Annotated in this window: 24 protein-coding genes and 2 pseudogenes; 16 read left to right on the top strand and 10 right to left on the bottom strand. The window is 68.9% G+C overall.

Annotation, left to right across the window (positions count from 1 at the left end; translation table 11 throughout):
- Positions 1–179: 179 nt before the first annotated feature.
- A complete protein-coding gene (locus BG418_RS40235; protein ID WP_317453826.1) occupies positions 180–2,231 on the bottom strand; it encodes a glycine betaine ABC transporter substrate-binding protein in 2,052 nt (683 codons plus the stop codon).
- 24 nt (positions 2,232–2,255) lie between these two features.
- Here BG418_RS40235 and BG418_RS41270 point away from each other — a divergent pair, with 24 nt between their 5' ends.
- From BG418_RS41270 to BG418_RS40645, 6 genes and pseudogenes are all read left to right on the top strand, one after another.
- A complete protein-coding gene (locus BG418_RS41270) occupies positions 2,256–2,519 on the top strand; it encodes a hypothetical protein (RefSeq protein ID WP_399001067.1) in 264 nt (87 codons plus the stop codon).
- Between the two features lie 28 nt (positions 2,520–2,547).
- Complete coding sequence (locus BG418_RS31800) at positions 2,548–2,949, top strand: hypothetical protein (RefSeq protein WP_188277506.1); 402 nt, start codon at positions 2,548–2,550, stop codon at positions 2,947–2,949.
- A 636-nt stretch (positions 2,950–3,585) separates the two neighbouring features.
- A pseudogene (locus BG418_RS41275) lies at positions 3,586–3,735 on the top strand (transposase family protein); the annotation flags it as partial.
- Positions 3,736–3,944: 209 nt separating this feature from the next.
- Entirely contained in the window at positions 3,945–4,163 is a 219-nt protein-coding gene (locus BG418_RS31810; RefSeq protein ID WP_188277507.1) for a transposase, read from the top strand.
- Positions 4,164–4,184: 21 nt separating this feature from the next.
- Positions 4,185–5,090 (top strand): transposase, encoded by a 906-nt coding sequence (locus BG418_RS40990; protein ID WP_188277508.1) that lies wholly within the window; start codon positions 4,185–4,187, stop codon positions 5,088–5,090.
- Between the two features lie 90 nt (positions 5,091–5,180).
- Positions 5,181–5,315 carry a hypothetical protein gene (locus BG418_RS40645; protein ID WP_262928625.1) on the top strand — a complete coding sequence of 45 codons (135 nt, stop codon included), beginning with the start codon at positions 5,181–5,183 and terminating at the stop codon, positions 5,313–5,315.
- Positions 5,316–5,569: 254 nt separating this feature from the next.
- Here BG418_RS40645 and BG418_RS31820 read toward each other — a convergent pair whose 3' ends face one another.
- Positions 5,570–6,928, bottom strand: coding sequence for an FtsW/RodA/SpoVE family cell cycle protein (locus BG418_RS31820; protein ID WP_188277576.1), 1,359 nt, complete (start codon positions 6,926–6,928; stop codon positions 5,570–5,572).
- Between the two features lie 329 nt (positions 6,929–7,257).
- Here BG418_RS31820 and BG418_RS31825 point away from each other — a divergent pair, with 329 nt between their 5' ends.
- The 4 genes from BG418_RS31825 (at position 7,258) to BG418_RS31840 (ending at position 11,527) form a co-directional block, all read left to right on the top strand.
- Entirely contained in the window at positions 7,258–7,812 is a 555-nt protein-coding gene (locus tag BG418_RS31825) for a DUF6542 domain-containing protein (RefSeq protein ID WP_317453827.1), read from the top strand.
- Positions 7,805–9,361: an LCP family protein gene (locus tag BG418_RS31830; RefSeq protein ID WP_188277510.1), complete on the top strand. Its 1,557-nt coding sequence runs from the start codon at positions 7,805–7,807 to the stop codon at positions 9,359–9,361. The genes BG418_RS31825 and BG418_RS31830 overlap by 8 nt, the downstream gene beginning before the upstream one ends.
- A 320-nt stretch (positions 9,362–9,681) precedes the next feature.
- The gene (locus BG418_RS31835) at positions 9,682–10,113 is read left to right on the top strand and encodes a sec-independent translocase (protein ID WP_188277511.1); all 432 of its coding nucleotides are present in this window, start codon (positions 9,682–9,684) and stop codon (positions 10,111–10,113) included.
- Positions 10,114–10,573: 460 nt separating this feature from the next.
- Complete coding sequence (locus tag BG418_RS31840) at positions 10,574–11,527, top strand: ScyD/ScyE family protein (RefSeq protein ID WP_223185737.1); 954 nt, start codon at positions 10,574–10,576, stop codon at positions 11,525–11,527.
- 179 nt (positions 11,528–11,706) lie between these two features.
- On the opposite strand, the gene BG418_RS31845 is transcribed toward BG418_RS31840, so the two are convergent.
- The gene (locus BG418_RS31845; RefSeq protein ID WP_399001075.1) at positions 11,707–12,069 is read right to left on the bottom strand and encodes an ArsR/SmtB family transcription factor; all 363 of its coding nucleotides are present in this window, start codon (positions 12,067–12,069) and stop codon (positions 11,707–11,709) included.
- A 395-nt stretch (positions 12,070–12,464) separates the two neighbouring features.
- On the opposite strand from BG418_RS31845, the gene BG418_RS31850 reads away from it, so the two are divergent.
- On the top strand, positions 12,465–12,809 hold the full coding sequence (locus BG418_RS31850) for a hypothetical protein (protein ID WP_188277514.1): 345 nt from the start codon (positions 12,465–12,467) through the stop codon (positions 12,807–12,809).
- A 238-nt stretch (positions 12,810–13,047) separates the two neighbouring features.
- Here the strand turns inward: BG418_RS31850 and BG418_RS40650 are convergent, their stop codons facing one another.
- The 3 genes from BG418_RS40650 to tatA all read right to left on the bottom strand — a co-directional run bounded on the left by BG418_RS40650 (position 13,048) and on the right by tatA (position 14,098).
- On the bottom strand, positions 13,048–13,170 hold the full coding sequence (locus BG418_RS40650) for an SGM_5486 family transporter-associated protein (RefSeq protein WP_262928626.1): 123 nt from the start codon (positions 13,168–13,170) through the stop codon (positions 13,048–13,050).
- 31 nt (positions 13,171–13,201) lie between these two features.
- Positions 13,202–13,555 carry a hypothetical protein gene (locus BG418_RS31855; RefSeq protein WP_188277515.1) on the bottom strand — a complete coding sequence of 118 codons (354 nt, stop codon included), beginning with the start codon at positions 13,553–13,555 and terminating at the stop codon, positions 13,202–13,204.
- A gap of 264 nt (positions 13,556–13,819) precedes the next feature.
- On the bottom strand, positions 13,820–14,098 hold the full coding sequence (gene tatA, locus BG418_RS31860) for a Sec-independent protein translocase subunit TatA (RefSeq protein WP_188277516.1): 279 nt from the start codon (positions 14,096–14,098) through the stop codon (positions 13,820–13,822).
- A gap of 153 nt (positions 14,099–14,251) precedes the next feature.
- Here tatA and BG418_RS31865 point away from each other — a divergent pair, with 153 nt between their 5' ends.
- On the top strand, positions 14,252–15,751 hold the full coding sequence (locus BG418_RS31865) for an LCP family protein (protein WP_188277517.1): 1,500 nt from the start codon (positions 14,252–14,254) through the stop codon (positions 15,749–15,751).
- A gap of 234 nt (positions 15,752–15,985) precedes the next feature.
- A complete protein-coding gene (locus tag BG418_RS31870; RefSeq protein ID WP_188277518.1) occupies positions 15,986–16,204 on the top strand; it encodes a cold shock domain-containing protein in 219 nt (72 codons plus the stop codon).
- 33 nt (positions 16,205–16,237) lie between these two features.
- On the opposite strand, the gene BG418_RS31875 is transcribed toward BG418_RS31870, so the two are convergent.
- Both BG418_RS31875 and BG418_RS40995 read right to left on the bottom strand, forming a co-directional pair.
- Positions 16,238–16,501 carry a hypothetical protein gene (locus BG418_RS31875; protein ID WP_188277519.1) on the bottom strand — a complete coding sequence of 88 codons (264 nt, stop codon included), beginning with the start codon at positions 16,499–16,501 and terminating at the stop codon, positions 16,238–16,240.
- An 837-nt stretch (positions 16,502–17,338) separates the two neighbouring features.
- A complete protein-coding gene (locus BG418_RS40995) occupies positions 17,339–17,923 on the bottom strand; it encodes a mechanosensitive ion channel domain-containing protein (RefSeq protein WP_188277520.1) in 585 nt (194 codons plus the stop codon).
- 749 nt (positions 17,924–18,672) lie between these two features.
- Between BG418_RS40995 and BG418_RS31885 the strand changes: the two genes are divergently transcribed.
- Positions 18,673–19,467: an MgtC/SapB family protein gene (locus BG418_RS31885; RefSeq protein WP_188277521.1), complete on the top strand. Its 795-nt coding sequence runs from the start codon at positions 18,673–18,675 to the stop codon at positions 19,465–19,467.
- A 9-nt stretch (positions 19,468–19,476) separates the two neighbouring features.
- A pseudogene (locus tag BG418_RS40250) lies at positions 19,477–19,748 on the top strand (hypothetical protein); the annotation flags it as partial.
- Between the two features lie 43 nt (positions 19,749–19,791).
- Here the strand turns inward: BG418_RS40250 and BG418_RS31890 are convergent.
- On the bottom strand, positions 19,792–20,331 hold the full coding sequence (locus tag BG418_RS31890) for a CGNR zinc finger domain-containing protein (RefSeq protein WP_188277522.1): 540 nt from the start codon (positions 20,329–20,331) through the stop codon (positions 19,792–19,794).
- 104 nt (positions 20,332–20,435) lie between these two features.
- On the opposite strand from BG418_RS31890, the gene BG418_RS31895 reads away from it, so the two are divergent.
- Positions 20,436–22,001, top strand: a complete 1,566-nt coding sequence (locus BG418_RS31895; RefSeq protein WP_188277523.1) for an FAD-dependent monooxygenase — start codon at positions 20,436–20,438, stop codon at positions 21,999–22,001.
- A 434-nt stretch (positions 22,002–22,435) separates the two neighbouring features.
- Here BG418_RS31895 and BG418_RS31900 read toward each other — a convergent pair whose 3' ends face one another.
- Entirely contained in the window at positions 22,436–23,446 is a 1,011-nt protein-coding gene (locus tag BG418_RS31900) for a quinone oxidoreductase (protein WP_188277524.1), read from the bottom strand.
- Between the last annotated feature and the right edge of the window lie 175 nt (positions 23,447–23,621).

The raw sequence follows: 23,621 nt of genomic DNA on the forward strand, positions 1-23,621 counted from the left end.
GCGGCTGCCCGTGAACGGATAAGTCCTGTTGTTCAAGGTCAAGGACATCTGGCTGCGTACCGCGTCGGTGTACTGCCACCCGGTGGACCTGGGTCAGTGGCCCGAGGCGAAGTCGACGCCATGCTTGTCGACGGTGCGGCTCCGTCAACCCACACGCGTGCCCCAACTCGGCCTCTAGGTCAGTCCTTGACCGGTGCCAGCTTGTCGATGACGTCCGGGTGGGCGTCCATCCAGTGGCGGGCGGACTCCTTCTCCTTGCCCGCACCGCCCTTTTGGATCTCGACTTCGAGGGAGGCGAGCTGCTCCTCGGTGAGCTTGAAGTTCTTCAGCCAGCCGTTCAGCTCCGGGAAGTCCTTGGCGAAGTCCTTCTTGCCCACGGTGTGGATCATGTCGCCCTCGCCCCAGGCGCCCTTGGGGTCCTTGAGCTTCTTCAGGTCGTGCTTGCCGTAGGCCCAGTGCGGCGACCACAGGGTGACGACGACCGGCTCCTTCTTCTGGATGGAGCGATCGAGCTCGGCCAGCATGGACGAGGTGCTGGAGGAGACGACCTCGTACTCGCCCTCCAGGCCGTAGTCCGTGAGGACCTTCTCGTTGAGGGTCTTCATTATTCCGGTACTGGCCTCGATGCCGATGATCTTGCCGTTGAACTTCTTGCCCTGCCCCTTGAGGTCTTCGAGCGAGTCGATGCCCTCGACGTAGGAGGGGACCGATAGCTCCAGGGAGGTGGGGCCGTACCAGGAGCCGATGTCCGTCAACTGGTCCTTGTAGCGGTCCCAGTAGTCCTTGTGTGTGTTCGGCAGCCACGAGTCGAATTGGACGTCCATCTGGCCCTGGGACAGGTCGGTGTAGAGCGGGCCCGGGTCGAGCTGCTTCACTTTCGGCTTGTAGCCGCGGTCCTCGAGGATGTTCTGCCACAGGTATGTGGTGGCGATGGCCTCGTCCCACGGGAAGTAGCCGAGGTTGACGGCCTTGCCCGCGTCCTTGCCCTGCTTCTTCGAGCCACCCGGGACCGTGACCGGGCCGTCCCCGGCCCCGTGGGATCCCTCCCGTACCTCGTTGGTGCCCGCCCACGGTTTCAGCACCGCGAGCCCGGCACCGATCAGGGCCAGGACGGTGACGAGTGACGCGAGGCCGACGGTACGGGGCCGATTGCGGCGTGGGGCGGGGTTTGCGGCGGGCGCGGGTCCGAACACGGGGGGCAGTGCCGGTGGCGGGGGAGCGGTCTGTGTTGGTTGCGCGGCGAGCATCGGCCCGGCGTCCAAGGCTGTCGGGACCGGGGCGGACTGGCCTGCGTCCAACGTGGTTGGGGTCGGTCGTGTCTCCGGCCCGAAATCCAGCAACTGTGCCGCGTGCCGTCCGAGTTGGGCAAGGACTGCCCCCGGCAGCCAGACCCCGTCCGCGGAGCCATCCACGTCGTCGGCCGTGCGCTCGGCGATCTGCGCGGGCGAGGGGCGCCGACTGGGGTCCTTGTCGAGACAGTCCCGCACCAGCGGAAGCAGGCTTTCCGGCACGCCGGTCATATCCGGCTGTTCCTCGGCGATGCGGAAGAGGTGGGCGTTGAGGCCGCTGTCGGTGGCGCCGAACAACAGGCGTCCGGTGGCGGCGTACACGAGGACCGCGCCCAGGCAGAACACATCGCTCGCCGGGCCGAGTTCGAGCCCGCGGACCTGTTCCGGGGACATGAAGCCGGGTGAGCCGATCAGCATGCCGGTGTGGGTGAGCAGGCTGTCGCCTCCCAGGCTGTCCAGAGCGCGGGCGATCCCGAAGTCGATGACCTTCGGGCCGTCCACGGTGATCAGGATGTTGGACGGCTTGAGATCGCGATGGAGCAGGCCCGCGTCGTGGACGGCCCCCAGCGCGAGCGCGAGCCGATTGGCGAGCACACGCACCGTGTGCTCGGGCAGCGGCCCGAACTCGGTTCCCACCACACTGCCCAGGTCGGGCCCGGGGATGTACTGCGTCGCCACCCACGGCACGGCCGCCTCGGTGTCAGCGTCGAGCACACCGGCCGTCCAGTCCCCGCCCACCCGCCGAGCCGCGCCCACCTCGCGCGCGAACCGCTTGCGGAACTCGACGTTCTCGGCGTATTCGGCCTGCACGACCTTGACGGCGACGGTGCGCCCGCCGGCGGCGCGGGCGAGATAGACCCGACCCATGCCGCCCGCGCCCAGGCGGCCGATGAGGCGGTACGGGCCTATGAGCTCAGGGTCCTCGTTGATCAATTGGTCCACGGTGGAAACCTATCCGAGGTGTGGATGTTCGGCGTTGTGGCCCTCCGCGACCACCACGACCGCACCGGCATCGGCCTCATCCTCATCGGCATGCCCGGCATCGAAAAGCGCCTCGCCCGCTACCCCCAGCTCTACTCCCGCTTCGGCTTCGTCCACCACTGCAAACCCCTGAAACCGTCGACGTACAGGCCTTCGTCCTCGTCCGCCACCGGCCCCACCTCAACCTCCACGCCATCGATGACTTCCAGTGGGCAAGCGGGGGGTGGGCTGCTCATCCCCGGCGCCTGACGGGTTCCCAGCGTGGAATGCTGGGCCGATGAGGTTGATCGGTAGCGACGGGCATGGTGTCGAGCTGGGCGTTGTGGGCTACCAGTTCCCCGCTGCGGCTGACCCGCGCCAGCGGCAGAGCTGGCTGATCGTCGAAGGGTCCGCCCACTGTCCGCAAGGGACGTGGTCGTTCCGCTGGCAGGCATTGACCGCAGACGACGCCGTCGAGTTGGCGCGATGGCTCGGCCGGGCGGCGGCCCACCCCTCCGGCTCCGAACACGACGACAGCGGCCGACTGGACTTCACCGAGCCCAACTTGGCCTTCGCCTTCACCTGGACCGATCCGGGTCCGGTCGAACTGAGCGTCAGCCTGGACTTGGAGTTCTCGCCTCCCGGCAGGTCCTGGGCCGCGATGGCCAGACGCCGGGCGGCTTCGGCCCGCAGGCCGTGATCTCCGCGCCAGTGCGGTGAGGCGAACAGGCTGGTCAGGGTAGTGGTCTCGGGACAGGTGGCGAGCTCGATGCGATCTTCGTCGGGACGACGGGGACTAGAGCTGAGCGGGGACCGGGCAGTTGTCCGGCCTCGACGTCCGCCTCGTTGACACGCGAGTTAGTCCGCCCAGGTCAGGTCACCCCTGACCGACTATCTTCGCTGTCAAAGGACACTCGTCATCAAGCTCAGCCGGAGATGCGCCCGCTGCCTCGTGAGACATCTAAAGATCTGGAGAACCGGGGTTCTCCAGATGCCTCAGAGTGTCTTGTTTCCCTGCTGCAGACGGGTTCGTCGCCATGGGCTGCGAGAAGCACGCCGTTCGCAGCAGCACGACCATCCACCTCTCGCAGTGCTCAGGGCTGCAGGTGCAGCCCCAGATGCCAGGGGGCATCCCCGCCTGCACGGTGATGCACGGTGATGAGGATCTTTGGAATCGGGTGTGACCGCACTTCCGTGACGACTACGGCCGACGGTGGAATGCTGGATCGTTCCTCCTGGGCACGTCCAGTTCATGGTGGTAGATGCCTTTGAAGATGTGTTGCTTCCGGGGTCGGCGGTTCGGATTCGGCAGATGTGCGTCGCGGGGACGGTGCTCATGGTGGACGCGGTCGGCTGCGGCCGACCGGGCCGGTGCCCGGACTGCGGCGTTCGTGCCGCACGGGTCCACAGCCGCTACTGGCGCCACCTCTCGGACCGGCCGACGGGCGGTCGGCAGATGGTGATCCGGCTTCTCGTGCGACGGTTCCGCTGTGACCAGCTGCTTTGCCCGAGACGGACGTTTGTAGAGCAGGTCTGGGGACTGAGCGAGGGCCGTAGGCGCTCGACACTCCCCATGCGCGATCTGCTGCGGGCCATCGCGGTCGAGCTGGGCGGCCGCCCTGGCCAACGCCTGTGCCATAAGCTCCTGTTGGCCGGGACCGGAGCCTGCTGCTCGGGCTGCTGGAGCCACCACCCGTGCCGGCCAGAGCACCGCGAGTGCTCGGCGTGGACGAGTTCGCCTTCCGCAAGGGCCGGACCTACGGAACCCTCCTGGTCGACGTGGAAAACTCGCTGCCCATCGACGTACTGCCGGACCGAGAGACGGCGACGCTCGCGGCCTGGCTGCGGACACATCCGGGCGCGGAGATCGTCTGCCGGGACCGGGCCACATCGTTCACCCGGGCCGTGCAGTAGGCCGCTCCAGCCGCGGTCGAGGTGGCTGATCGCTGGCACCTGCTCGCGAATCTGTCCGCCGCGGTGGAGAAAACCTGCCACCAGCACCGCGACTGCCTGCGCAAACACGCCGACCGGCACAACGGCGGGCGCCCCGAGGCACCGGAGCCCAACATCGCCCCGCAGCCGGCCGCCCTGCCCAGAACAGCGATTGTCGTCCGCACCCGCCAACGTCACCAGGACGTGCACGAGTTGCTCGACCAAGGCTGGACGATCAGCGCGATTGCCCGCCGTCTCCGCCTGGACCGCAAGACGGTACGCCGGTTCAAGAACACCGACCTGGACATCCTGATCGCCTCGGCCCGCGACCGCCGCCCCGGCCTGATCGATCCGTTCACCGCCTATCTGCAGGCCCGGTTCGCGGCCGGCTGCACCAGCCCGATGCGGCTATTCCGCGAGATCTGCGAGCGCGGCTACGGCGGCAGCCGACACGTCGTCTGCCGCTACGTGGCCAGCATCCACGACGGCACCGCCATCCCCTCACCGGCACCGATCGCCAGCCCACGCAAGATCACCGCATGGATCATGCGACGCCGTGAGACCCTGCGGGACGAGGACGCCGCCCGGCTCGACGAAGTCCGCCTCGCCTGCCCCGACATCGCTATGGCCTGCGACTTCGCCCGCGTCTTCGCTGAACTCGTCCGCAACCGCCGCGGCCATCTGCTGCTGGACTGGATCAGACGGGCCGAGCAGGACGGCCCCAAGCCCATCCGGGGCTTGGCAGGATTCCTCCGCCAGGACCTCGACGCTGTTACTGCCGGGCTCACCCTCACCTACAGCTCCGGTGTTGTCGAAGGCCACGTCAACCGCATCAAGACGATCAAGAGGCAGATGTACGGGCGGGCATCGTTCCCCTTGCTACGGGCCAGAATCCTCGTCCGGCCGTAGTCGTCACGGAAGCGCGGTGACACCCAAAATCGCAGATCCCCATCAGCCCTGCCTCTGGCGGAGGGTTCCTCAACACGGTATGCCGGGGGTGTGGGCGAACACGCACCATGCGAGAGCGATCTGTCCGACGACCGGTGGGCCCTGGTGGAAGCGGAGTACGTGGAGACGAAGAACCTGGGCGGAGGACTGGACGACCGCCCGTTCCACCTCCAGGTCGTCTGCTGACAGTGCCGAAGGGCCGCCGACCAGTACGCGGTGGCGGCCGGGACGAGGATGAACAACGCCTGCTGGGATGCCCAGGGCTACAAGTCCTTTCAGGGCTCGTGGTCCCGTCGGCGCATCCCTTGTTCCTTGCGGGCGCGGAGCGGGGAGGAGCAGGTTTTCTTCGACGGGCTGGGTGACCTGCCCGGACCCCGGCTGACCGAATAGGTTTCACCCTTTGGGTGAGGCCGGGGGGACTACTCATGGAGCGTGGAGGTCTATGCCGCTGTGGGTTCGCGTCGTCGTTGGGCGCTGTCGCTGATGCGGATCAGGAGGGCGACCATGAGCCAGTTGGCGACCATGGAGGAGCCGCCCTTGGCGAGGAAGGGCAGGGCCTTGCCGGTGAGGGGGATGAGGCCCATGACGCCGCCGGTGACGACGAAGACTTGGAGCAGGAGCGCGCCGGCCAGGCCGGTGGCGAGGAGTTTACCGAACGGGTCGCGGGCCACCAGGGCTGTGCGCAGGCCGCGCTGGGCGAGCAGGGCGTACAGCAGGAGCACGGCCATGACGCCGGCCAGGCCGAGTTCTTCGCCGACGGTGGTGAGGATGAAGTCGCTGTTGCCGGCGAAGCCGATGAGGTCGGGGCGGCCCTGGCCCAGGCCGGTGCCGGTGATGCCGCCGCTGCCGAAGCTGAAGAGGGCTTGGCCGAGTTGTTCGGAGATGCCGGCTTTTTGTCCGGTGGGGGTGAAGGCGTCCATGGGGTGCAGCCAGGCGACCACGCGGCCGTGCACGTGCGGTTCCATCGAGCCGACGACGGCGGCGCCGACCACGGCCATGAGCAGGCCGCACACGACCCAGCTGGTGCGTTCGGTGGCCAGGTACAGCATGATCACGAAGAGGCCGAAGAAGATCAGCGACGTGCCGAGGTCCCGCTCGAAGATCAGCACCAGCAGGCTGAGTATCCAGATGGTGACGATCGGGCCGAGCTGGCGGCCGGGCGGCAGTCGCATGCCGAGGAAGCGGCGGCCGGTCAGGGTCAGGGTGTCGCGGTTGACGGTGAGATATCCCGCGAAGAACACCGCGATCATGATCTTCACGAATTCACCGGGTTGCACCGACAGCGGGCCCAGCATGATCCAGCGCTTGGCGCCGAACTGGTCCGCGCCGAAGAAGGCCGGCGCCATCAGCAGCACCAGGGCGACCGCCATGGTGACGTAGATGTACCGCTGCAGCCAGCGGTGATCGCGCAACACCACCAGCACCGCGATGCAGACGGCCATACCGATGACCGTCCACACCAGCTGGCCGCTGCCCGCCTGGGCGATCTTCAGGCGTGGCTTGGCCGCGTAGGTGAGGTCGAGGCGGTGCAAGAGCACCAGGCCCAGCCCGGTGAGCAGCAGCGCGAGCGGCAGGATCAGCGGGTCGGCCCGCGACGCCCACCGACGGATCGCCAGGTGAGGTACGAGAGCCAGCAGGGAGACGGCGACGGCGAACCCGGCCAGCCCGGAGGGCAGCTGGCCCTGCATGGACAAGCCGGTGTAGACATAGCCGCCCACCGTGATCATGACCACGAAGCCGAGCAGCCATGCCTCGGTCCGCCGCCGGTTGGGCGCCTGGGCGAACGCCGCGAACGACATGGTGCGGCCGTGCTCGTCGTCGCGCTCCTCGGCCGGCGGCCAGGCCGTACTCCTCAGTCTCCCCACAGAAAACCCTCCACCCTGAACAGCCACACGTCCAGGAACATGCCCCACGGGCGGTCCGTGGCAGTAGCGCGCCGGAGGACGACGGGCGGACCGAATCGGTTCCCGGGTGTGGCTCTCACCATAGACACTTGCTGACTTGCGCGAGTCTGCAACTATTGGCCCCCACGGTACGTCTCACTGGGCAGACAGCGCAGGCCGAGGGCGGGACGGGCGGCAGGAGAGCCACCGGCACACCGGCCGGGCGGACAGGCGAAAGCGGGCATATGCGGGAGCGACAGACACAAGCGGCACGAAGCGGTCCGCTGACCCGGCACGGCCGGGACGCTGGGCATCCGTCCCGGCAGGTGCCGCCGCCTCCGGGAGGGCGAGCTACTGCCTCGGGGGCCGGGCCAGACGAACCCGTGCGTTCGCGACGTGCGGGCGGTGCTTCTGCCGTCCGGCGGCCTGCTCATGGCGTGGTGGCCGCGGCGCTGGTGGTGCCGGTGTTGCTGGGGGCTGGTGTGGACGACGTGCTGGGGCACCGACCGGGCTGGGGCATGGCGGTCGGAGCGGTGGTAGGGGCGGTGTGGGCAGCGCTGGGGGCGGCCCGTCGTGAGGTGCTGTGGTGGGTGGCACCGCTGCCGGCCCTGGTGGTGGCCGCGGTCACCGCCGGTGTGGCGGTGATCTCGGGTTCCAGCGGAAAGACGATGACGACCCGGCTGGTGTGGTGGGCGGTGTCCGCCTTCCCGGCGATGGCGGCCGCCGAGTGCGCGGTCGTGGTGGTGGCGGTGGTGTGCGGGGTGCGTTCCTCGCGGAGCGGGAGGCGTAGCCATGCGTGAGAAGCCCAAGCCGGGCCGGCCCGGCATAGCGCGGCGTGCGGCCGGCTCGTCGGCGCGCGCCAGTTCACGCCCCGCGGGGTGGGTGCTGGCGCTGCGCACGATGGTGTGGGCGACCTCCGCCGTGGTGATGATCGCGTGCGGGGTGACCTGGTTCGCGTACCACTCGCTCACCAGCGGCCTGACCACCTCCGACGCCCTGGACGCGGTGAAGAAGAAGGCGCCCCCGCATCTGGACAACTCGGTGAACCTGCTGCTGGTGGGGCTGGATTCCCGCAAGGACATGAACGGCAACGATCTGCCCAAGCAGTTCGTCCAGGACCAGCTGCACGCCGGCTCCAGCGAGATCGGCTACTACAACACCAACACCCTCATCCTGATGCACATCCCGGCGGACGGCGGGAAGGTCAGTGCCTTCTCGATCCCGCGGGACGACTACGTGCAGACTCTCAACGGCGACGGCTCATCCCAGGGTGAGCACAAGATCAAGGAGGCGTACGCCAACGCCTACACCGGCGCCCACGACCGGCTCGCGCAGCAGGGAGTCAAGGGCGCGGACCTGGAAGGCAAGAGCAGGGAAGCCGGCCGGGAGGCCACCCTTGCCACGGTCCAGGACTTCACCGGAGTGGCCATCGACCACTTCGCCGAGGTCAACCTGCTCGGTTTCTACGACATCGCCAAGGTGCTCCAGCCGATCACCGTCTGCCTCAAGCATCCGGTCAAGGACCACTACTCCGGCGCCGACTTCCCCGCCGGGGTGCAGCAGCTCAACGCCAAGCAGGCACTCGCCTTCGTGCGCCAGCGCCACGGCCTGGACGCGGGGGACCTGGACCGCACCCGGCGCCAGCAGGCGTTCATCTCCACCGTCACCCATCAGCTCAAGAGCCAGGGCGTCTGGCGCGATCTCGGCAAGCTGCAGGGCCTGTTCGGTGTGGTGAAGAAGGATGTCGTGCTGGACAGTTCGTGGAACGTGCTGGACTTCGCCCAGCAGGCGCCCAACCTGACCGGCGGCAATGTGGTGTTCCACACCCTGCCCATCACCGGGTTCGCCATGCGCAAGGGCGAGGACGTCAACCTCGTCAACCCGGAAAAGATCAAGGAGATCGTCCAGCAGGCTTTCGGCCCCAGCCCCTCGGCGTCGGCGTCGGTCTCGGCTGACGACAAGCTGGGCGCGAAGGCCGCACCGGCCACCGTGGATGTACGCAACGGCAACGGCACCACCGGCCTCGCCGACACCGGGCTCAAAGCGCTCACCGACCTCGGCTACACCGCAGGCGACACCGGCAACGCCCCGCTCCAAGCACACACCACCGTGGTCTACGGCAGCGGCGCCCAGCAGGCCGCCCAGCAAATCGCCGCGCGCCTCAAGACCGGCCCGGCCACCGCGAGTTCGAGCGTCCCGGCCGGACACGTCCGCGTCATCCTCGGCCACAACTACACACCCCCCAGCAGCCAGACCAAGGATCCCGCCCCCCAACCGTCGGCGTCCGCATCAACCGACGACTCCTCGGGACCCGCGGTCAAGGCGGGCGGGGTGCCCTGCGTCAACTGACGGGCCGGCGCAGGAGGGGGAGTCCACGGTCCCCTCTGGTGAGGTGTGGGGGAGGCGGCAGCCGCGTTCGGTCTGCCGCCTCCCCGTCCGCCTGCACATCGTCTGGGCGCTGCTCCACCGCACTCGGCACCGGCTCGCCGTACCCCAGCCCGCTGGCGCGCCCCGGCAACGTCGGCCGCCGCTTCGACCCCATCGAGGCCACGTAAGGCGACTGCAGAGACCCCACACCCGCACACTTGCGCAACTGTTAAAGTGTTAGGGCGCGTGCCACCCTGCTTCGTCGACGGTGTCCGGGCTTTGATCGATCAAGGAGCGAGCGGATGTTCACCGAACTGAGCCCGATGAAGCTGCTCGTCATCGCGATCGTCGCGGTCTTCGTCTTCGGCCCGGACAGGCTGCCCGAGTTCATCCGCAACGTCACCGGGTTCCTGCGCAAGGTGCGGGCCTTCGCCGACAGCGCCCAGGAGGACATCCGCTCCGAGCTCGGTCCGGAGTTCAAGGACTTCGAGCTCCAGGACCTCCACCCCAAGACCTTCGTGCGCAAGCATGTACTGGAGCCGAACGACGGCCTGGGGCTGGAGGAGATCCGCAGCGCCCTCGACATCCGAGAGGAACTCGCCGAGGCCAGCGGCGTCGTACGCGAGGCAGCCGATGGCCGGACACGAGGCGCTGCCCCAGGCTCTGTCTCGCTCACCAAGGACGCGGAGGCGACGGCTTCTGCGCGCCCCCTCTTTGATCCCGACGCGACGTAGCTCTTCACTCCCGGGGGAGTCCGGGGCGCTCGGTTGATCAGCGGGCACAGCTGGGGGGTGGGAGCGCCGCAGTTGAACTGTCGTGGTCCGGTAAACCCCACGCGGGAGTGGGGATTGCCGGTCGCGGGCGCCCTGGCTGCCTGTCCTGGCCGCGCTCTCGGGCCTATCGTGGCGCGCGTTTCGTACCGCTCCCGGGTACGGGGGCCGACCAGGACGAGGAGAGCGATGTCGTGAATCATCAGGCCATGGCTGGGAGCTGCGCTGGCTGCGGCGGTCGCCAGCACGGTCACCGCCGTGGCCGGCCCGAGTTCCGCTGCGGCCACTTCCCAGGGCGCGACGCCGGACTTCGACGTTGTCGCCAAGAACCTCAACAACCCGCGCCACATCGCCGTCTTGAAGAACGGCACGACCCTCGTCGCCGAGTCCGGAGCGGGAAGCCGGGCTGCAAGCCCGGTACCGAATGCGTCGGGCTCACCGGCTCGATCTATCAGGTCACCCCCGGCGGGGAAAGCAGGGCCGCGTCGTCACGGGCCTGCAGTCCGTGGCCACGCCGCCCACCACCCCGTACACGCCGATCACCGCCACCGGCCCGGTCGACGTCGAGGCAGGTCCACTCGGTCTTGTCGTGCTCAACGGCGGTGGTGAGACAATCGCATACCGCGCGAAACTGGGCAGGGGCGGCAACCGGCTCGGCACCCTCTACAAGGTGTCCGGAAAACGGGTTCTGGGCGACCTCGTGCGCTACGAGAGCGACAACGAACCCGACTGGGTCCTGGGCCACGAGCCGACGGCGGAGGAGCCCCTGAAGTTCCACAGCAACGCCTGGAAGTTCACCCGTACCCGCAGCGGCGGCTGGCTGGTGGCCGACGCGGCAGCCAACGATGTCGTACGCATCTCGCCCTCCGGCCGGGCCGGCCTGGCGACCCTGCTGCCCGACAACACGGCCAACGGGGAACGCGCGGACGGCGTGGCGGGCGGCGTCGTCGAGGCGCCCGACGGCACCGTCTACATCGCCGACATGGGCAACCTCAAGCCGGGAATCTCCCGGATCTGGAAGATGCGGCCGGGCCACCACCCCGAACTTCTCGTCGACGGCCTCAACGCGATCGACGACCTCGCTCTGGACAGCAAGGGCAACCTCGTCGCGCTTTCCCTCGCCGGCGGCTTCCAGAAGCAGGGCCCGCCCAAGCCCGGCGCCGTCCTCCGCGTCGACGTCAGGACCAAGAAGGTCACCGAGATACCCACCGGCGGCAAACTGGCCATGCCCACCGGCCGCACCGGGCCAGCGGAGTACGGAGCCGCCGATCAAGGGCCGCGCCCGGTGAGCGCGGCCCCACTGGGCTGTGCGGCGGCCGTCCGTTCCGCCGGCACCGCCTGCCCCTTTGAGGCGTGGTGCCATCCCGCAAGGAGGTGAACGACAGCCGGCCGCTCCCTTGCCACCGCCAGGCTCCGTGCACCGTGGTCGAACTTCCCGCCGCCTGGCGTCTCGCGAGGAAGCTCGCGTGGTGCCCATTGATCGATCGGCGGCTGCCCCCGATCTGTCAGTGGCGCCCTGGTCCGGCGGACCAGCGGGCACGCGCCTTGGCAGTGCGCTCAGGCGCTGACGGGGCTCAGTCGACGGCTTGCCGGGAACTGGGCGGAGGGCACGGGCAACTGGTCCAGCATCAGCTGCACGACAGCCACGATGTGGGGGTCGTCCACGAAATAGATCTGGTGTCTGCCTTCGCGGCGCGAGCGGACCAGGCCGGCCAGTTTCAGCTTCGCGAGGTGCTGGCTGACGGCGGGCAGCGCGCCACCCACCCGTTTGGCGAGCTTTGAGACGTCGCTCTCGTCCTGCGCCAGCGCCCACATGAGGTGCAGTCGTGCGGGCGAGGCCAGCAGTCCGAAGGTCGCGGCCGCTTGCGTCAGCAGCTCACCGGGCGGATCCGTGAAGCAGCCGATACCTGCCACCGCCACATTCACCTTCCTGTTCCGCCCTGGTCGCATTGCCTGCCAGGATGCCCCCTCAGTGTAGGAGTCCCGCCTCCTCGCGCAGGCTTATATCCCCCATACACTCCATATAGTTACGCAACCATGCAATGAACTGGCTGCCGAATCAGCCGTCATCGCGCCACTCCTGCCCCCGCAGGGAAGGAGCCGCGGCGCCAGCGCCGTAGCGGTGTCGCGGGGCTGGGTCCGACGGCGAAGTGGCCCGCGGCCTGCTCTTGCCTGCCGCCGCTTCCTCGTGGATGATCGCTCCATATGGTTGCCCAATTGCGCAACCAGGCAATCTTGTTGAAGTCGGCCGGTCGTCAGGTTATCCGCGCCCGGCAGTGCGGTGCCGGGCGAGTCGACACGGAGAGGCAGCGCCAGTGCCACAGGAACAGCTTCCGTCGCCGGGCAGTGCCAACCTGCGCTTAGGGGCGGCCGTAGCCGAGATAGAAGGCTTGTACACGGCGCTGCGCCTCACCGGCCCCGGATCGCGCAGGCAGCGTCTGGCCGTCGAGCTCGCCCATGCCGCCGAGCGACTCGCCGCCGTCGCGCTCGCATCGGCGGGAGGCGGGGGCATCGTGCCGCCCCGCTCACGTTGGCAGCGTCGACGGGCGCTCGCGGCCCGCGGCGCCAACTGGATCATCACCCGCACCGGTCCGACCGCGCCCGGCGGCCCCACGCCCCATGCGGACGGGCCTTCCGCCACCAGGGATATTGCCCAGTAGGCGTCACCGTGGGGCGCATTCTGTGGGCAAGGGCAGTCGACCGAGTCGATACCCGCGCCCAGCGCATCGCGCCTTCGCCCTTCCGGCGTCGGCCGCTTGTGCCCGCCCGTTCCTTTGTATGCCTGGCGCACGCGGGAACGTGCGGATCCGGGTGTCCGACGATGCCGTTGTCACCTACGCCGCCCCGGGGCAGGCAGCCACCCCCCGGGAGTCGGCCATGTCAACGCTCTGCATGCCGTCACCCCATACGCGCACCAATCACTGCCACGACGGCGATGACGACAAGGATCGCCGCGATCGCGGCAAGCAGTCGAAGGAGCTTCTTGTGGCTGTCTGTGGGGTGCGGTTCGAGTACGGGCATAGGCTGAGCCCCACCTCGGGGGATGTGCTGGTCAGGAGCGGCGTCGGCGGAAGAGCCGTCGTGCGGCGCGGATCAGGAGCCAGATGGCCAGCACCACTATGAGGATGATGACGATCAGGACCACGAGCAGGAAGATGCCGAGCTTCTTGAAGAAGCCCCGCTTCTTCTTTGTCTTCTGCGGGTGTGCCTGAGCCGCCGAAGCCAGATGGGTATATGCCGCAGGCCGCACCTCGGCACCGGCTGAGACCGCGCTGGAGGCCGAAGGGCGGGGACTCGCGGCATCAACTGCCGTCAGCTGCCGCCCAGTCCGAGTCGTCTGGTCGGCCGCCTGGGCGGACACGGGCGTCACCACCAGAGCCAGACCCAGGAGCGTACCGAGAAGCACGGCCGCACCACGAGCTCGTCCATGACGCGGGCGGCGCCCTGTAACCGGCAGGTCGCCGGACTCCCGCCAACCATGGCGACTGCGTACCGTGTTCACCCATACCCCCTCGGCATCAACGCAGGACAGGCTTTCTGTCTTGCGCAAGTGAGCAATCATTCTATGGGGGGACGCACACCGCTTAGAGCCAGCGCGCAGGGTATGCACCGCCGCCGCAGTCGGCAGCGGAACGTGATGGGGTCGCACTGCACCTCGGTCCGTGCCCGGTCAGCGGGTGGTGTTGTTCTCCGGCACGGCGCGGGCGGAGGCTGTGTCGCCGGGGGCGGCCTTGATGGTGCGGGGTGCCACCTCTTCGCCCGGGGTGGGTTCGGGCGTGGCGGCAGCCGAGGCGCCGTCCTCCTTCATGGCCTTGGTCTCGCTCTTGAGGATGCGCAGTGACTTGCCCAACGCGCGGGCGGTGTCAGGGAGTTTCTTCGAGCCGAACAGCAGGATGATCACGATCGCCATGATCAGTAGATGCCAGGGCTCCAGTCCGTTGCGGAACATCCTGCCCCACCTTTCTCTCGCCACAGCACGGGCATGTCGATGAGCATGCGCCTATCCAAAAGGTTGCTACATTGCGCAACTGTACAACCATCGGGTGGGGCTGGCCGCCCCTCCTTTCAGGCCGCATGGACACCGGACGGACGAGGGGCGTACATGGCAGGCAGGCGCGGGGGCGGGCGAGCCGACGCCAGGGCCCGGGCTGGGCGGCGCAAGAAGCGCAGCAAGGTGAAGATCGGGTTAGGGGTAGCGGTTTCTCTGCTGGTGCTGACCACCGCGGGCGCGGGCTGGATCTACGTCAAGCTCGACGGGAACATCGACACCTTCGGGGCGGACGGGATCTCCGGTGACCGGCCCCCGGCGTCGGACAAGGGTGCGAACATCCTCGTGATCGGCTCGGACGCGCGGACCGACGGGAACAGCGACCTGGGCGGCGGGAGCAAGGGCGACATCGGCCGCTCGGATACGGCGTTCCTGCTGCATACCTACGCCGACCAGAAGCACGCGGTCGCGGTCTCGATCCCGCGCGACACCCTGGTCGACATCCCGCCGTGCAGGCTGCCCGACGGCAGTTGGACCACGGGGCAGCACAACACCATGTTCAACGAGGCCTATTCGGTGGGCCAGAGCGCCAAGGGCAACCCCGCCTGTAGCCAGAACACGGTGGAGAAGCTGACCGGGCTGCGGGTCAACCACACCATCGTCGTCGACTTCAAGGGCTTCGCGGTGATGACGAAAGCCGTGGGCGGTGTCCAGGTGTGCCTGCCGCAGGACGTCTACCAGAAGGACCTCAACCCCCACCGGGCCACCCGCGGGGAGCGGATCTTCGCCAAGGGCCCGCAGACGGTGGCCGGGCAGAGGGCGCTGGACTACGTACGGATCCGGCACGGCATCGGAGACGGCTCCGACATCGGGCGCATCAAACGGCAACAGGCGTTCGTCGCGGCGCTGATCAAGAAGGTGAAGAGCGACGGCATGAGCCCCACCCGGCTGCTGCCGCTCGCGGACGCCGCCACCCAGTCCATGACCGTCGATCCGGGTCTCGGCTCCGCCCAGAAGCTGATGTCCTTCGCCCTGTCGATGAAGAGCATCGACCTGCACAACACCAAGTTCGTCACCCTGCCCTGGCGTTACCAGGGCGCCCGGGTCGCGATCGTGCACCCGGACGCCGACGCCCTGTGGGCTGCGCTGAAGGCCGACCGCACCCTGGACGGGCAGGACGCCGGCGGTCACCACAACAAGCAGGCCGCGACCTCCCCTTCACCCGGCGCCACCGAGCAGGTCTCCGGCAAGGGCATCTCGGTCACCGTCTACAACGGCACCTCGGTCACCGGACTGGCCGCCCGCGCTGCCGACACCCTCAAGGACCACGGCTTCACCGTCACGGGTACCGCCACGGCCCGCAGCCACCATCAGAACACCGTGATCACATATGGGCCCGGCCGCAAGGACCAGGCCGACACCCTCGCACGCCTCTTCCCCGGCGCGGACGTACAGCAGTCCCCGGCCGCCGCCGGCATCAGCGTGACCCTGGGCACCACGTACGTCAACGGCGCGTTCACCGCCTCACCCCCACCGACCACGGTGCCCTCCGGCGTGGCAGACGGTGCTCGGTCCGCCGACGACGACCCCTGCGCCAACCTCTCCTACGGGTAGCCGTACGCACCGTCCAGCTGCCTTCCAAGGAGCGGTCTTCGTCGCCGTGCGGTCTCGAAGTACGGCGTGGGGCCGGGCATGGTGGCGGACTCGTGCCGCAGAGCCATCCGCATCGCCAGGGCGACAACCAGCTTTCGCCGACTCGGTACAGAGTGCGGCCCTACGGCCAGGGGAATGGCCGTGTACAGGGCCCGTGTTGAGGCACGCAGTTGACGCCGAAGGAGACCTGCAGGGATGAATGAGAGAGTCAGCGGTGTGGTCCGTTGGTTCAACCAGCTGAAGGGGTATGGGTATATCGCCGGGGATGACGGTCGGGACGTGTTGGTTCACCGCCGGGACATCGAAGGTGCCACCTTCCTCACGGAAGGGTTGCGGGTCACCTATGTGGCTGTGGACGGTGCTGGTGGCGAAGTGCACGCGGAGCACGTGCACATAGTGGAGCATGCGCACTGAGCTTGGGCTGCGCAAGCACGGACCGACGGACGATCAGTCTCGTCGGCTGCCACCCCCGGCCGACACCGGGACCGTGACGAAGACGCGAGACCGCGAAGTCAAGCCGGGGGCTGGCTCGTCAGCTCTTACCTGAGCTTGAGGCGCGCGGTGGAGGTTGACGGCGAGTTGTCGGCCGTCGGGCAGGTAGAAGGTGACGGTGGCGCGGGCGAAGACGGGGGTGTCGCGGGTGTAGACGAAGATGAGCAGGCGGTGGAAGTGCTCGCGGTGGTCCAGGTCGATGTCGAGTTCTCGCCGCACAGCGCGATGCAGGGCGCTTGACGCAGACTGCCGGTGAAACCGTCCAGCGGCTGGACAGCACCCCTTCTGCGTCGGTGGTTGAACTGTTGGTCGGCTCGTGCGCGGGGCGGGCGGTGGGACATCGGCGCCCGGTGCGGCGGGCGGCTGCGCCGAGCCGGGTGTATCGGCCGGCTTTGTCGGACGGGAGGCAGGTCGCCACCATAAAAGCGATTGCCATATCGTCTGTGCGCGGAACCAGGGCGAGGGGCGCGCCGGAGCGCCAGGCTCCTCTCGATAGCAATACGCGCCGGCTTCCACGCGCGACACGCCCCGCCCGCCGCTGCCACGACCGGCGCCGCCTCCACATGGCCGAGGCGCGGCGGCGGGGGAGACGGAACCCAAGCGTCCCGGCGAGTGCGGCTCGTACGTGACAGGGTGGCCAACGCGAGGGCCGCGCCTGAGAACGTCCTGTCACTGCTGGGGCCGCGTCGTCTGGTCGGTCAACCACCGGCAACGGGGCGTCCGTTCGAACCGCCTCTCATCGCGGTGTCGACCTGGACGCTCCCGTGACCCGTCCGGGAAGGCCTGTCCAACCAGCGCCCAGGCTGCGTACGGTGCCCGCCGCAGCACCGTTGCCATCGCCGTGGCCGACAGGGTGGGGGAGCAGCCCGTCGCCACGTGGGATGCGGTGAGCGCGCCCAGGAAGTGAGGAACGCCTCGTCGGGGACGACCTGGATCAGGCCGTCGTCTGGGGAACGCAGGCGAACCATGATCAGCGGGATCGTCTACTTCAGCAACCGGTCCGCCATGCCGTCCGAGGGTGGCTCGCGACCGTCCTCGGACAGCTGCCGACCTGATTCACGAGCTGGCGGGCTCGTGGCTGGGTGGGCCGATGGCCGCGCCGAGGACGGCGTTGTTGGGCAGCAGCATTTTTCCGTCCACCGTATGGAGTTCGATGAACAACAGGGACATGTCGGTGACTTCGCCCTCGATGCGACCGCCCAGCGGGCCGGACTGCACGCTGATCCGCGTGCCGATCGTGAAGGGGTGGACCACCAGCAGTACCAGTCCCGCGAAGATGTTGCCGAGCACCGGCTGGGCGGCGATGCCCAGGACCACTCCGGTCAGCGCGCCGCCCAGAAGCAGCTTGTCCCAGGGCACCCGTACGAGGCTCAGTGCGCCCAGGATCACCATGGCGTACCCCGACAGCAGGCAGATCACCCGCAAGGCGGCGGAGCGGTTGTCGCTGATCCGCCCGGTCAGTAGGTGCACCAGGTCGTCGGTGGCCCCGCGCACCGCGATCAGAGCGCACACCAGGAAGAGGCCGGCGCTGATCCCGGCAACGATCCTGGCTGCCAGCGAGTTGTGGCTGCCCGGGCTTCCGAGCAGCCCGCCGTAGGTGAGCGACACGACGAGCCCGCCCACGGCCAGTGACGTCGTCACGACAGCCCGCCGGGTGCGGATGACCCCCCGCCAATGCGGTCTGTGGCCAAGGGCAGTGCCGTCCCCAACTGATTCTGCCTCGCCCACTGGTTACGTCCTCGCTGCGGTCTGGGATGTGAATGCCGCAGTAGCGTACCCACGCGCCCCGGGGAACGCTGCAGGCGGCAGCCCGGAACGGTCACTGGTGAACCTCATGCGCCCCTTCTTCCACCCCGTCAACTGGTCGGCCCGCACGCCCCAGCCCTGCTCTGCCGTACGCGGCACCGCGACGGCCCGGTCCACTCCGGTGACCTCCGTCGGCACCACGTACAACTCGGCGCAGAGCAAGCAACCCGCCGCCTGCCCGGTAGGGAAAGGGCGAGGTCCGGGGCTTGGCGGGACCTCCGGGTCGGCACAGCGCGAGGCAGCGCCCCCTGTTCTTTATTGCGCAAACGTGCAAGTATGTGGCTGTGCCGGTCGCCGACCGCGCACAGACGGTTCCAGGGCCGCCGCACTGCGGCTTTGGAACCGCATCCTCGCGCACTGGCCTTCAGCGGCGCAGTGACGTGCCTGGCGGGAAAGGGGGCGAGAAGCGATGGACAGCAGTGGTCCCGGTCATCATCGGCCGCCGCTCATCCCGCTCCCGGGCGCCCTGCCGCGTACACGGTAGGTAGTCCTCCAAGGGGCCCAGTCGCCTCGCCCGGGAGCAGTCCCGAATTCGCCCGCCGGCCGCGGTCCGCCCGCACCTGCCGGTCCCGAGGAGGTGCCCTGTGCACGCCCTGACCACCCTTGACTTCCTGCTGCGCCTGGCCACCGGCCTGGGCTGCGGAGCCCTGATCGGCATCGAGCGCCAGTGGCGTGCCCGGATGGCGGGGTTGCGCACCAACACCCTGGTCGCGCTCGGTGCCACCGCCTTCGTCCTCTACAGCGAGGCTGTCACGGACGCGGGCAGCCCCACCCGGGTCGCCTCCTATGTCGTCTCCGGCATCGGCTTCCTCGGTGCCGGCGTCATCATGCGCGACGGCGGCGGCATCTCCGGCCTGAACACCGCGGCCACCTTGTGGTGTTCGGCCGCCGTCGGCGTCATGGCCGCCTCCGGCCACCTCGCCTTCGCCCTCATCCTCACCATCGCCGTGCTCGGCGTCCACGTCCTGCTGCGCCCGGCCGGCCGCCTCCTTGACCACGCCCCCGCCAGCGGAACCGATCAGGACACCGAACTCCCCGCGCTCGTCCACATCGAGTGCGACCGTACGGAGGAGTCCCACATCCGCGCCCTGCTCCTGCAAGCCCTCACCTCCGCAGGACTCGCCCCCACCGCCCTGCGTGCCCACCGCCGCGACAACGCCACCAGCCTGCGCGCCACCGTCACCCTTACCGGCGACATCACCCGCGCCCTGGAACAGGTCGTCGCCCGCCTCTCCCTGGAACCCAGCATCCGCGACCTGCACTGGCACCTGGACGGCGGCGTGGCCCCGGCAGACGCCGGTACGCCTGAGGAGCGGGCCGCATCAGCCCGGCATCCCGACCCGCGGTCATCGGCGGCCAACTCGCGCTGCGCGACCTGACAGACACAGGTGAACCGGTCGCCGGACACCCCCCATGGGGGTGGTTCTCCCCGCCGATGCCCGGGTGTTTCGGCGGCGCATCTGGCATCGCTGGTGGAGGAGTTGGCCGGGCCACGGACGGCCGCCGAAGAAGGACGCCGCTTCCAGGCACGGGGCGGGACGAGGAAACGTGCCGCGGGTGCCGGGCCCAGTATCAGTTGGTGTTCGTGGACCGACTGGTAGCGACGCTGATTCATCTGCGCCGCGATCTGCCTCATGCGCTCCTGGCGGTGCTGTTCGGTGACCTGCAACGTCAAGTTGGGGGAGGCTCTGTGGTCACCCGGTTCATCGACCCTGCTGGCTGCGGTGGGCGGCGACGCGAACACGAGTGCCGCAGCGGGTTGAACAGTAGCGCTGCGGTGAGCGGCGTCCGGTGTCGATGAAGTAGCGGTCACAGCCGGGTGCTTCACAGCGGCCCCAGGCGCAGTAGCCGCGTTCGCTGAGCCAGAGCGCCAGGGCGAGGGCCGCGGTGCAGAGCAGCCAGTGGGCCGGTTGCATGTCCTGGGAGGCGCGTGCGTGGAGCGACCAGGGGCGTTGCGGCAGTCGGACCAGGCGGGGCTGGGCGGGGTACTGGTCCAGCAGTGCGTTGATGGCGTCGGCGGCCTCGTCTTCGTCCTTGATATCCAGGATGCCCGCGATGATTGCGGCCGCTTCACGTAGCTCCTGGATGGGGGCGTCTGTGAGTTGGAGGGGCGGGTTGCCGTGCCGTTCCACCAGGCCCTTGAGTGCGGCTGCGGTCAGCTCGGTCCCGGCCTGGCCGGTGTTGACCAGGTCGACCAGAAAGTACAGGCCGCGTGGATTGTCATCGCCGAAGCCCTGGTGCATGCGTGTCTCCCGCTGCGGGTCGAGATCGTTCGACCCGATGGTAACGTCTAAATTGGATTTATTCGTTACGTCGGGTGGTGTCGGCCCGTGAGAGGGGGTTCATCATGGCTGCGTCGCGGACGTCCGTCCTGGTTGTCGGAGGCGGGCCGGTCGGCTTGACGTTGTCGGCCCTGCTGTCCGGGTACGGGGTGGACCACGTGCTGATCGAGACTCACCGCACGACGTCACGTCACCCCAAGGCCCGGGGTATCTCGGCCCGTTCCATGGAGATCTTCCGCCGCATGGGCGTGGAGGAACAGGTCCGGGAGGTGGGCCTGCCGGCCGAGCAGATCTCCTTCTATCGCGGTCGTGACCTGGTCGATCCGGACTTCGTCCGCACCGGCCTCGCCCAACAGCCCGACCGGAGCGACGAGTACACGCCGTCGCCGGGGATCATCTGCTCCCAGGACGCCCTGGAACCCGTCCTGCTACGACACGCCGCGGACTTCGCCGGCCCGCGGGTCCGGTTCGGGACCCGCCTGGTCTCCTTCACGCACGACGGCCCGGGCGTACTGGCCGTCGTCGAGGAAACAGCCACAGGCTCCCGGCACGAGGTGCGCGCGGACTGGCTCGTCGGCTGCGACGGCGCCGCGAGCACCGTGCGCGCCGGAGCAGGGATCGCCATGAAGGGCCCCACCGGCTTGGGGCGCTACCTGAGCATCCGCTTCGAGGCGCCGCTCGGCCAGGTCGTGGCCGACCGCGCCAGCGCCTCGTACTTCCTCACCGCCCCCGGGCGCGGCGGGTTCATGGCCGTCGACAACGACCGCCACTGGATCTACCAGTACCCGCTCACCCCGGACACGCCCGCTGTGGACCAGTTCGACCACGGGCGCCTGGCCGGGCTCATCCGCACCGCCGCAGGGATCTCCGACCTGGAGGTAGCGGTCCGCGACGCGATGTCCTGGCGGATGGACGCCCAACTCGCCACCGCCTACCGCCGCTCACGCGTGCTGCTGGCGGGCGACGCCGCCCACACCATCCCGCCCACCGGCGGGCACGGCATGAACACTGGCATCGGCGACGTGGACAACCTCGCCTGGAAACTCGCGGCCGTCACCACCGGATACGCGGGCGACGCCCTACTGGACAGCTACGAAGCGGAACGCCGTCCCATCGCCTGCCAGGTGATTGACATCTCCACCGCCAACGCCCAAAACCGCGCCGGCTACCGCATCGACGACGAACTCCTCCTGACCGCCGCCTACCGCTCCACCGCCGTCATTGCCGACCCCGATACTGCACCGACGCACACCGTGCTCACCCCGGACGGCTACCGCCCCCGCTGCCATCCGGGACAGCGCGCACCACACGTCCGCCTCACGGGAGGCGACACCGGCGCGAGATCCACCCTCGACCTCATCGGCCCGGGCTTCACCCTCCTCACCGCGACAGACAGCCCGACCTGGCAACGGCAGGCCGAAACCGCCCAACAGATGGGCATTCCCCTCACCTTCCAGGCCATCAACACCGCCGGCCAATGGGAGGCCGCTGCCGGGCAGTGGGAGCGCCGGGTCGGCACCGGTGGCGCTGCAGCCGCAGTCCTGGTCCGTCCAGATGGACACGTGGCCTGGCGCGGCACCGACTCGACAGTGGACTTCCAGGAGATCCTGAGACGAGTCCTTTCCCTCTGATCCTCCTGATGACGGCACCTGCTGGCGCGGCAGGCGGACGCGGTGCCTCATCTTCTCCAGCTCGATGCCTGCGGCCCTCGCAGGAGCGTCGCTCCGAGGCCTGCTTGCCAGGGGGCATGGTCGAACTCCCAGGTCAGGACGGGTACTTGCTGACCTTGTGGAATCCGCTGGCCCCGACCCGACCACACGCCCCCGACCACGGTCACGATGGGGACACAAAGCCCGTGGTCGGCCCGACCACAGCCCCGACCACGGGTCACCGACCCCGACCAAGTGCGCCTGAACCGGGCAGAGTTGCGAAGTGAACGGGGAGGGGGAACTGGCCGCGCGAGCCTAGGAGTGCAGAGAGTGAGGCCGCCGACGGATCGGGCACGCGTCGGCTCCAGGGGCAGGTGGTGGCAGCCTGCCAAGATCCCCGGCCTCGTCACCCGCGATCAGCTCTGCGTCTCCTCGCGGCGTCCCATAGCGGCCGCATCGGGTACGAGGAGCAGCTTGCCGGTGGTACGCCGAGCCTCCAGATCGCTGTGGGCCTGGGCGGCCTCGGACAATGCGTAGCGGCCCGTTATGGTGACCTCCAGCGCCTTGGAGCGCACCCACTCGAACACATCGGCGGCCCGTCGGAGCAGTTCGGACCGATCGGCGATGAAGTCTCCGAGGCTGGGCCGGATCAGGGTCAGCGAACCGCCGTGGGCGAGCCGAATGGGATCAAACGGGGGCACGGCACCACTTGCCGCGCCGAAGAGCACGAGATGGCCGCGGGTTCGCAGGCTGGCGAGGCTCGCGTCGAAGGTGTCCGCGCCGACGCCGTCGAAGACAACCGGCAGTCCCTGACCGCTGTTGAGCCGCCTCACCTCGGCTGCGAGATCGTCGACTGCGGAGGAAAGGATCACCTCAGCGGCCCCGGCACGCTTCGCCAGCTCGGCCTTCGCCGTGGTCGACGTCGTGCCGATCACCCTGCCGCCGAGATGGGTGATGAGCTGGGTCAAAAGCAGCCCCATGCCACCAGCAGCCGCATGCACGAGCACCGTGTCGCCCCCCTGAACCGGGTAGGCGTCCTTGACGAGATAGTGCGCGGTCATGCCTTGGAGGAGCACGGCGGCGGCTGTCTCGAAGCCGATATCGTCGGGCAGCGGCACCAGCCGGGAGGAGTCCACGACGGCCCGCTCGGCATACGTGCCGGGAATCTCCACCCAACCGACCCGGTCCCCGACTGCGACGTCAACGACGCCGGGTCCAACTTCGACGACCGTGCCGGCGCCCTCAGCGCCCGGGGTGAAGGGCAGCGGGAGGCTGTACCGGCCTTCGCGGTGGTAGACGTCGAGGAAGTTGACCCCGGATGCGGCGACCTCCACGACCGCCTCGCCCGGACCCGGCCGCGGCTGGTCCACCCTGGCCTCCTGCAGCACCTCGGGACCGCCCACTTCGTACACCTGAATCGCTCGCATGACCCCTCCAATAACGGCTCATCAATAACGGCTCATCCCCCACCAACCCCGTTGATGGCGATCCGATTCCCGGCAAGCAGACCAGCCCTCCGCCCCCGCCGAGAGCTGAGATGCCTGCTTTGCACCCGGGTCTGGGACAGGAGACCGAGGCCGTCAAGGGTCGACGAATGCACCA

This window comes from Streptomyces sp. CBMA152 (assembly GCF_014596475.1).
In the GTDB taxonomy this organism is placed as follows: domain Bacteria; phylum Actinomycetota; class Actinomycetes; order Streptomycetales; family Streptomycetaceae; genus Streptomyces.

Bases quoted from the DNA above. Each gene is read 5' to 3' on its own strand.
- BG418_RS31830 (WP_188277510.1), top strand. From the start codon at position 7,805: ATGCGTGAGAAGCCCAAGCCGGGCCGGCCCGGCATAGCGCGGCGTGCG.
- BG418_RS31865 (WP_188277517.1), top strand. From the start codon at position 14,252: ATGGCAGGCAGGCGCGGGGGCGGGCGAGCCGACGCCAGGGCCCGGGCT.
- BG418_RS31900 (WP_188277524.1), bottom strand. From the start codon at position 23,446: ATGCGAGCGATTCAGGTGTACGAAGTGGGCGGTCCCGAGGTGCTGCAG.
- BG418_RS31820 (WP_188277576.1), bottom strand. From the start codon at position 6,928: ATGTCGTTCGCGGCGTTCGCCCAGGCGCCCAACCGGCGGCGGACCGAG.
- BG418_RS31890 (WP_188277522.1), bottom strand. From the start codon at position 20,331: ATGCACCAGGGCTTCGGCGATGACAATCCACGCGGCCTGTACTTTCTG.
- BG418_RS41270 (WP_399001067.1), top strand. From the start codon at position 2,256: ATGTTCGGCGTTGTGGCCCTCCGCGACCACCACGACCGCACCGGCATC.
- tatA (WP_188277516.1), bottom strand. From the start codon at position 14,098: ATGTTCCGCAACGGACTGGAGCCCTGGCATCTACTGATCATGGCGATC.
- BG418_RS31840 (WP_223185737.1), top strand. From the start codon at position 10,574: ATGCGTCGGGCTCACCGGCTCGATCTATCAGGTCACCCCCGGCGGGGA.
- BG418_RS31800 (WP_188277506.1), top strand. From the start codon at position 2,548: ATGAGGTTGATCGGTAGCGACGGGCATGGTGTCGAGCTGGGCGTTGTG.
- BG418_RS31870 (WP_188277518.1), top strand. From the start codon at position 15,986: ATGAATGAGAGAGTCAGCGGTGTGGTCCGTTGGTTCAACCAGCTGAAG.
- BG418_RS40650 (WP_262928626.1), bottom strand. From the start codon at position 13,170: ATGCCCGTACTCGAACCGCACCCCACAGACAGCCACAAGAAGCTCCTT.
- BG418_RS31825 (WP_317453827.1), top strand. From the start codon at position 7,258: ATGCGGGAGCGACAGACACAAGCGGCACGAAGCGGTCCGCTGACCCGG.
- BG418_RS31895 (WP_188277523.1), top strand. From the start codon at position 20,436: ATGGCTGCGTCGCGGACGTCCGTCCTGGTTGTCGGAGGCGGGCCGGTC.
- BG418_RS31835 (WP_188277511.1), top strand. From the start codon at position 9,682: ATGTTCACCGAACTGAGCCCGATGAAGCTGCTCGTCATCGCGATCGTC.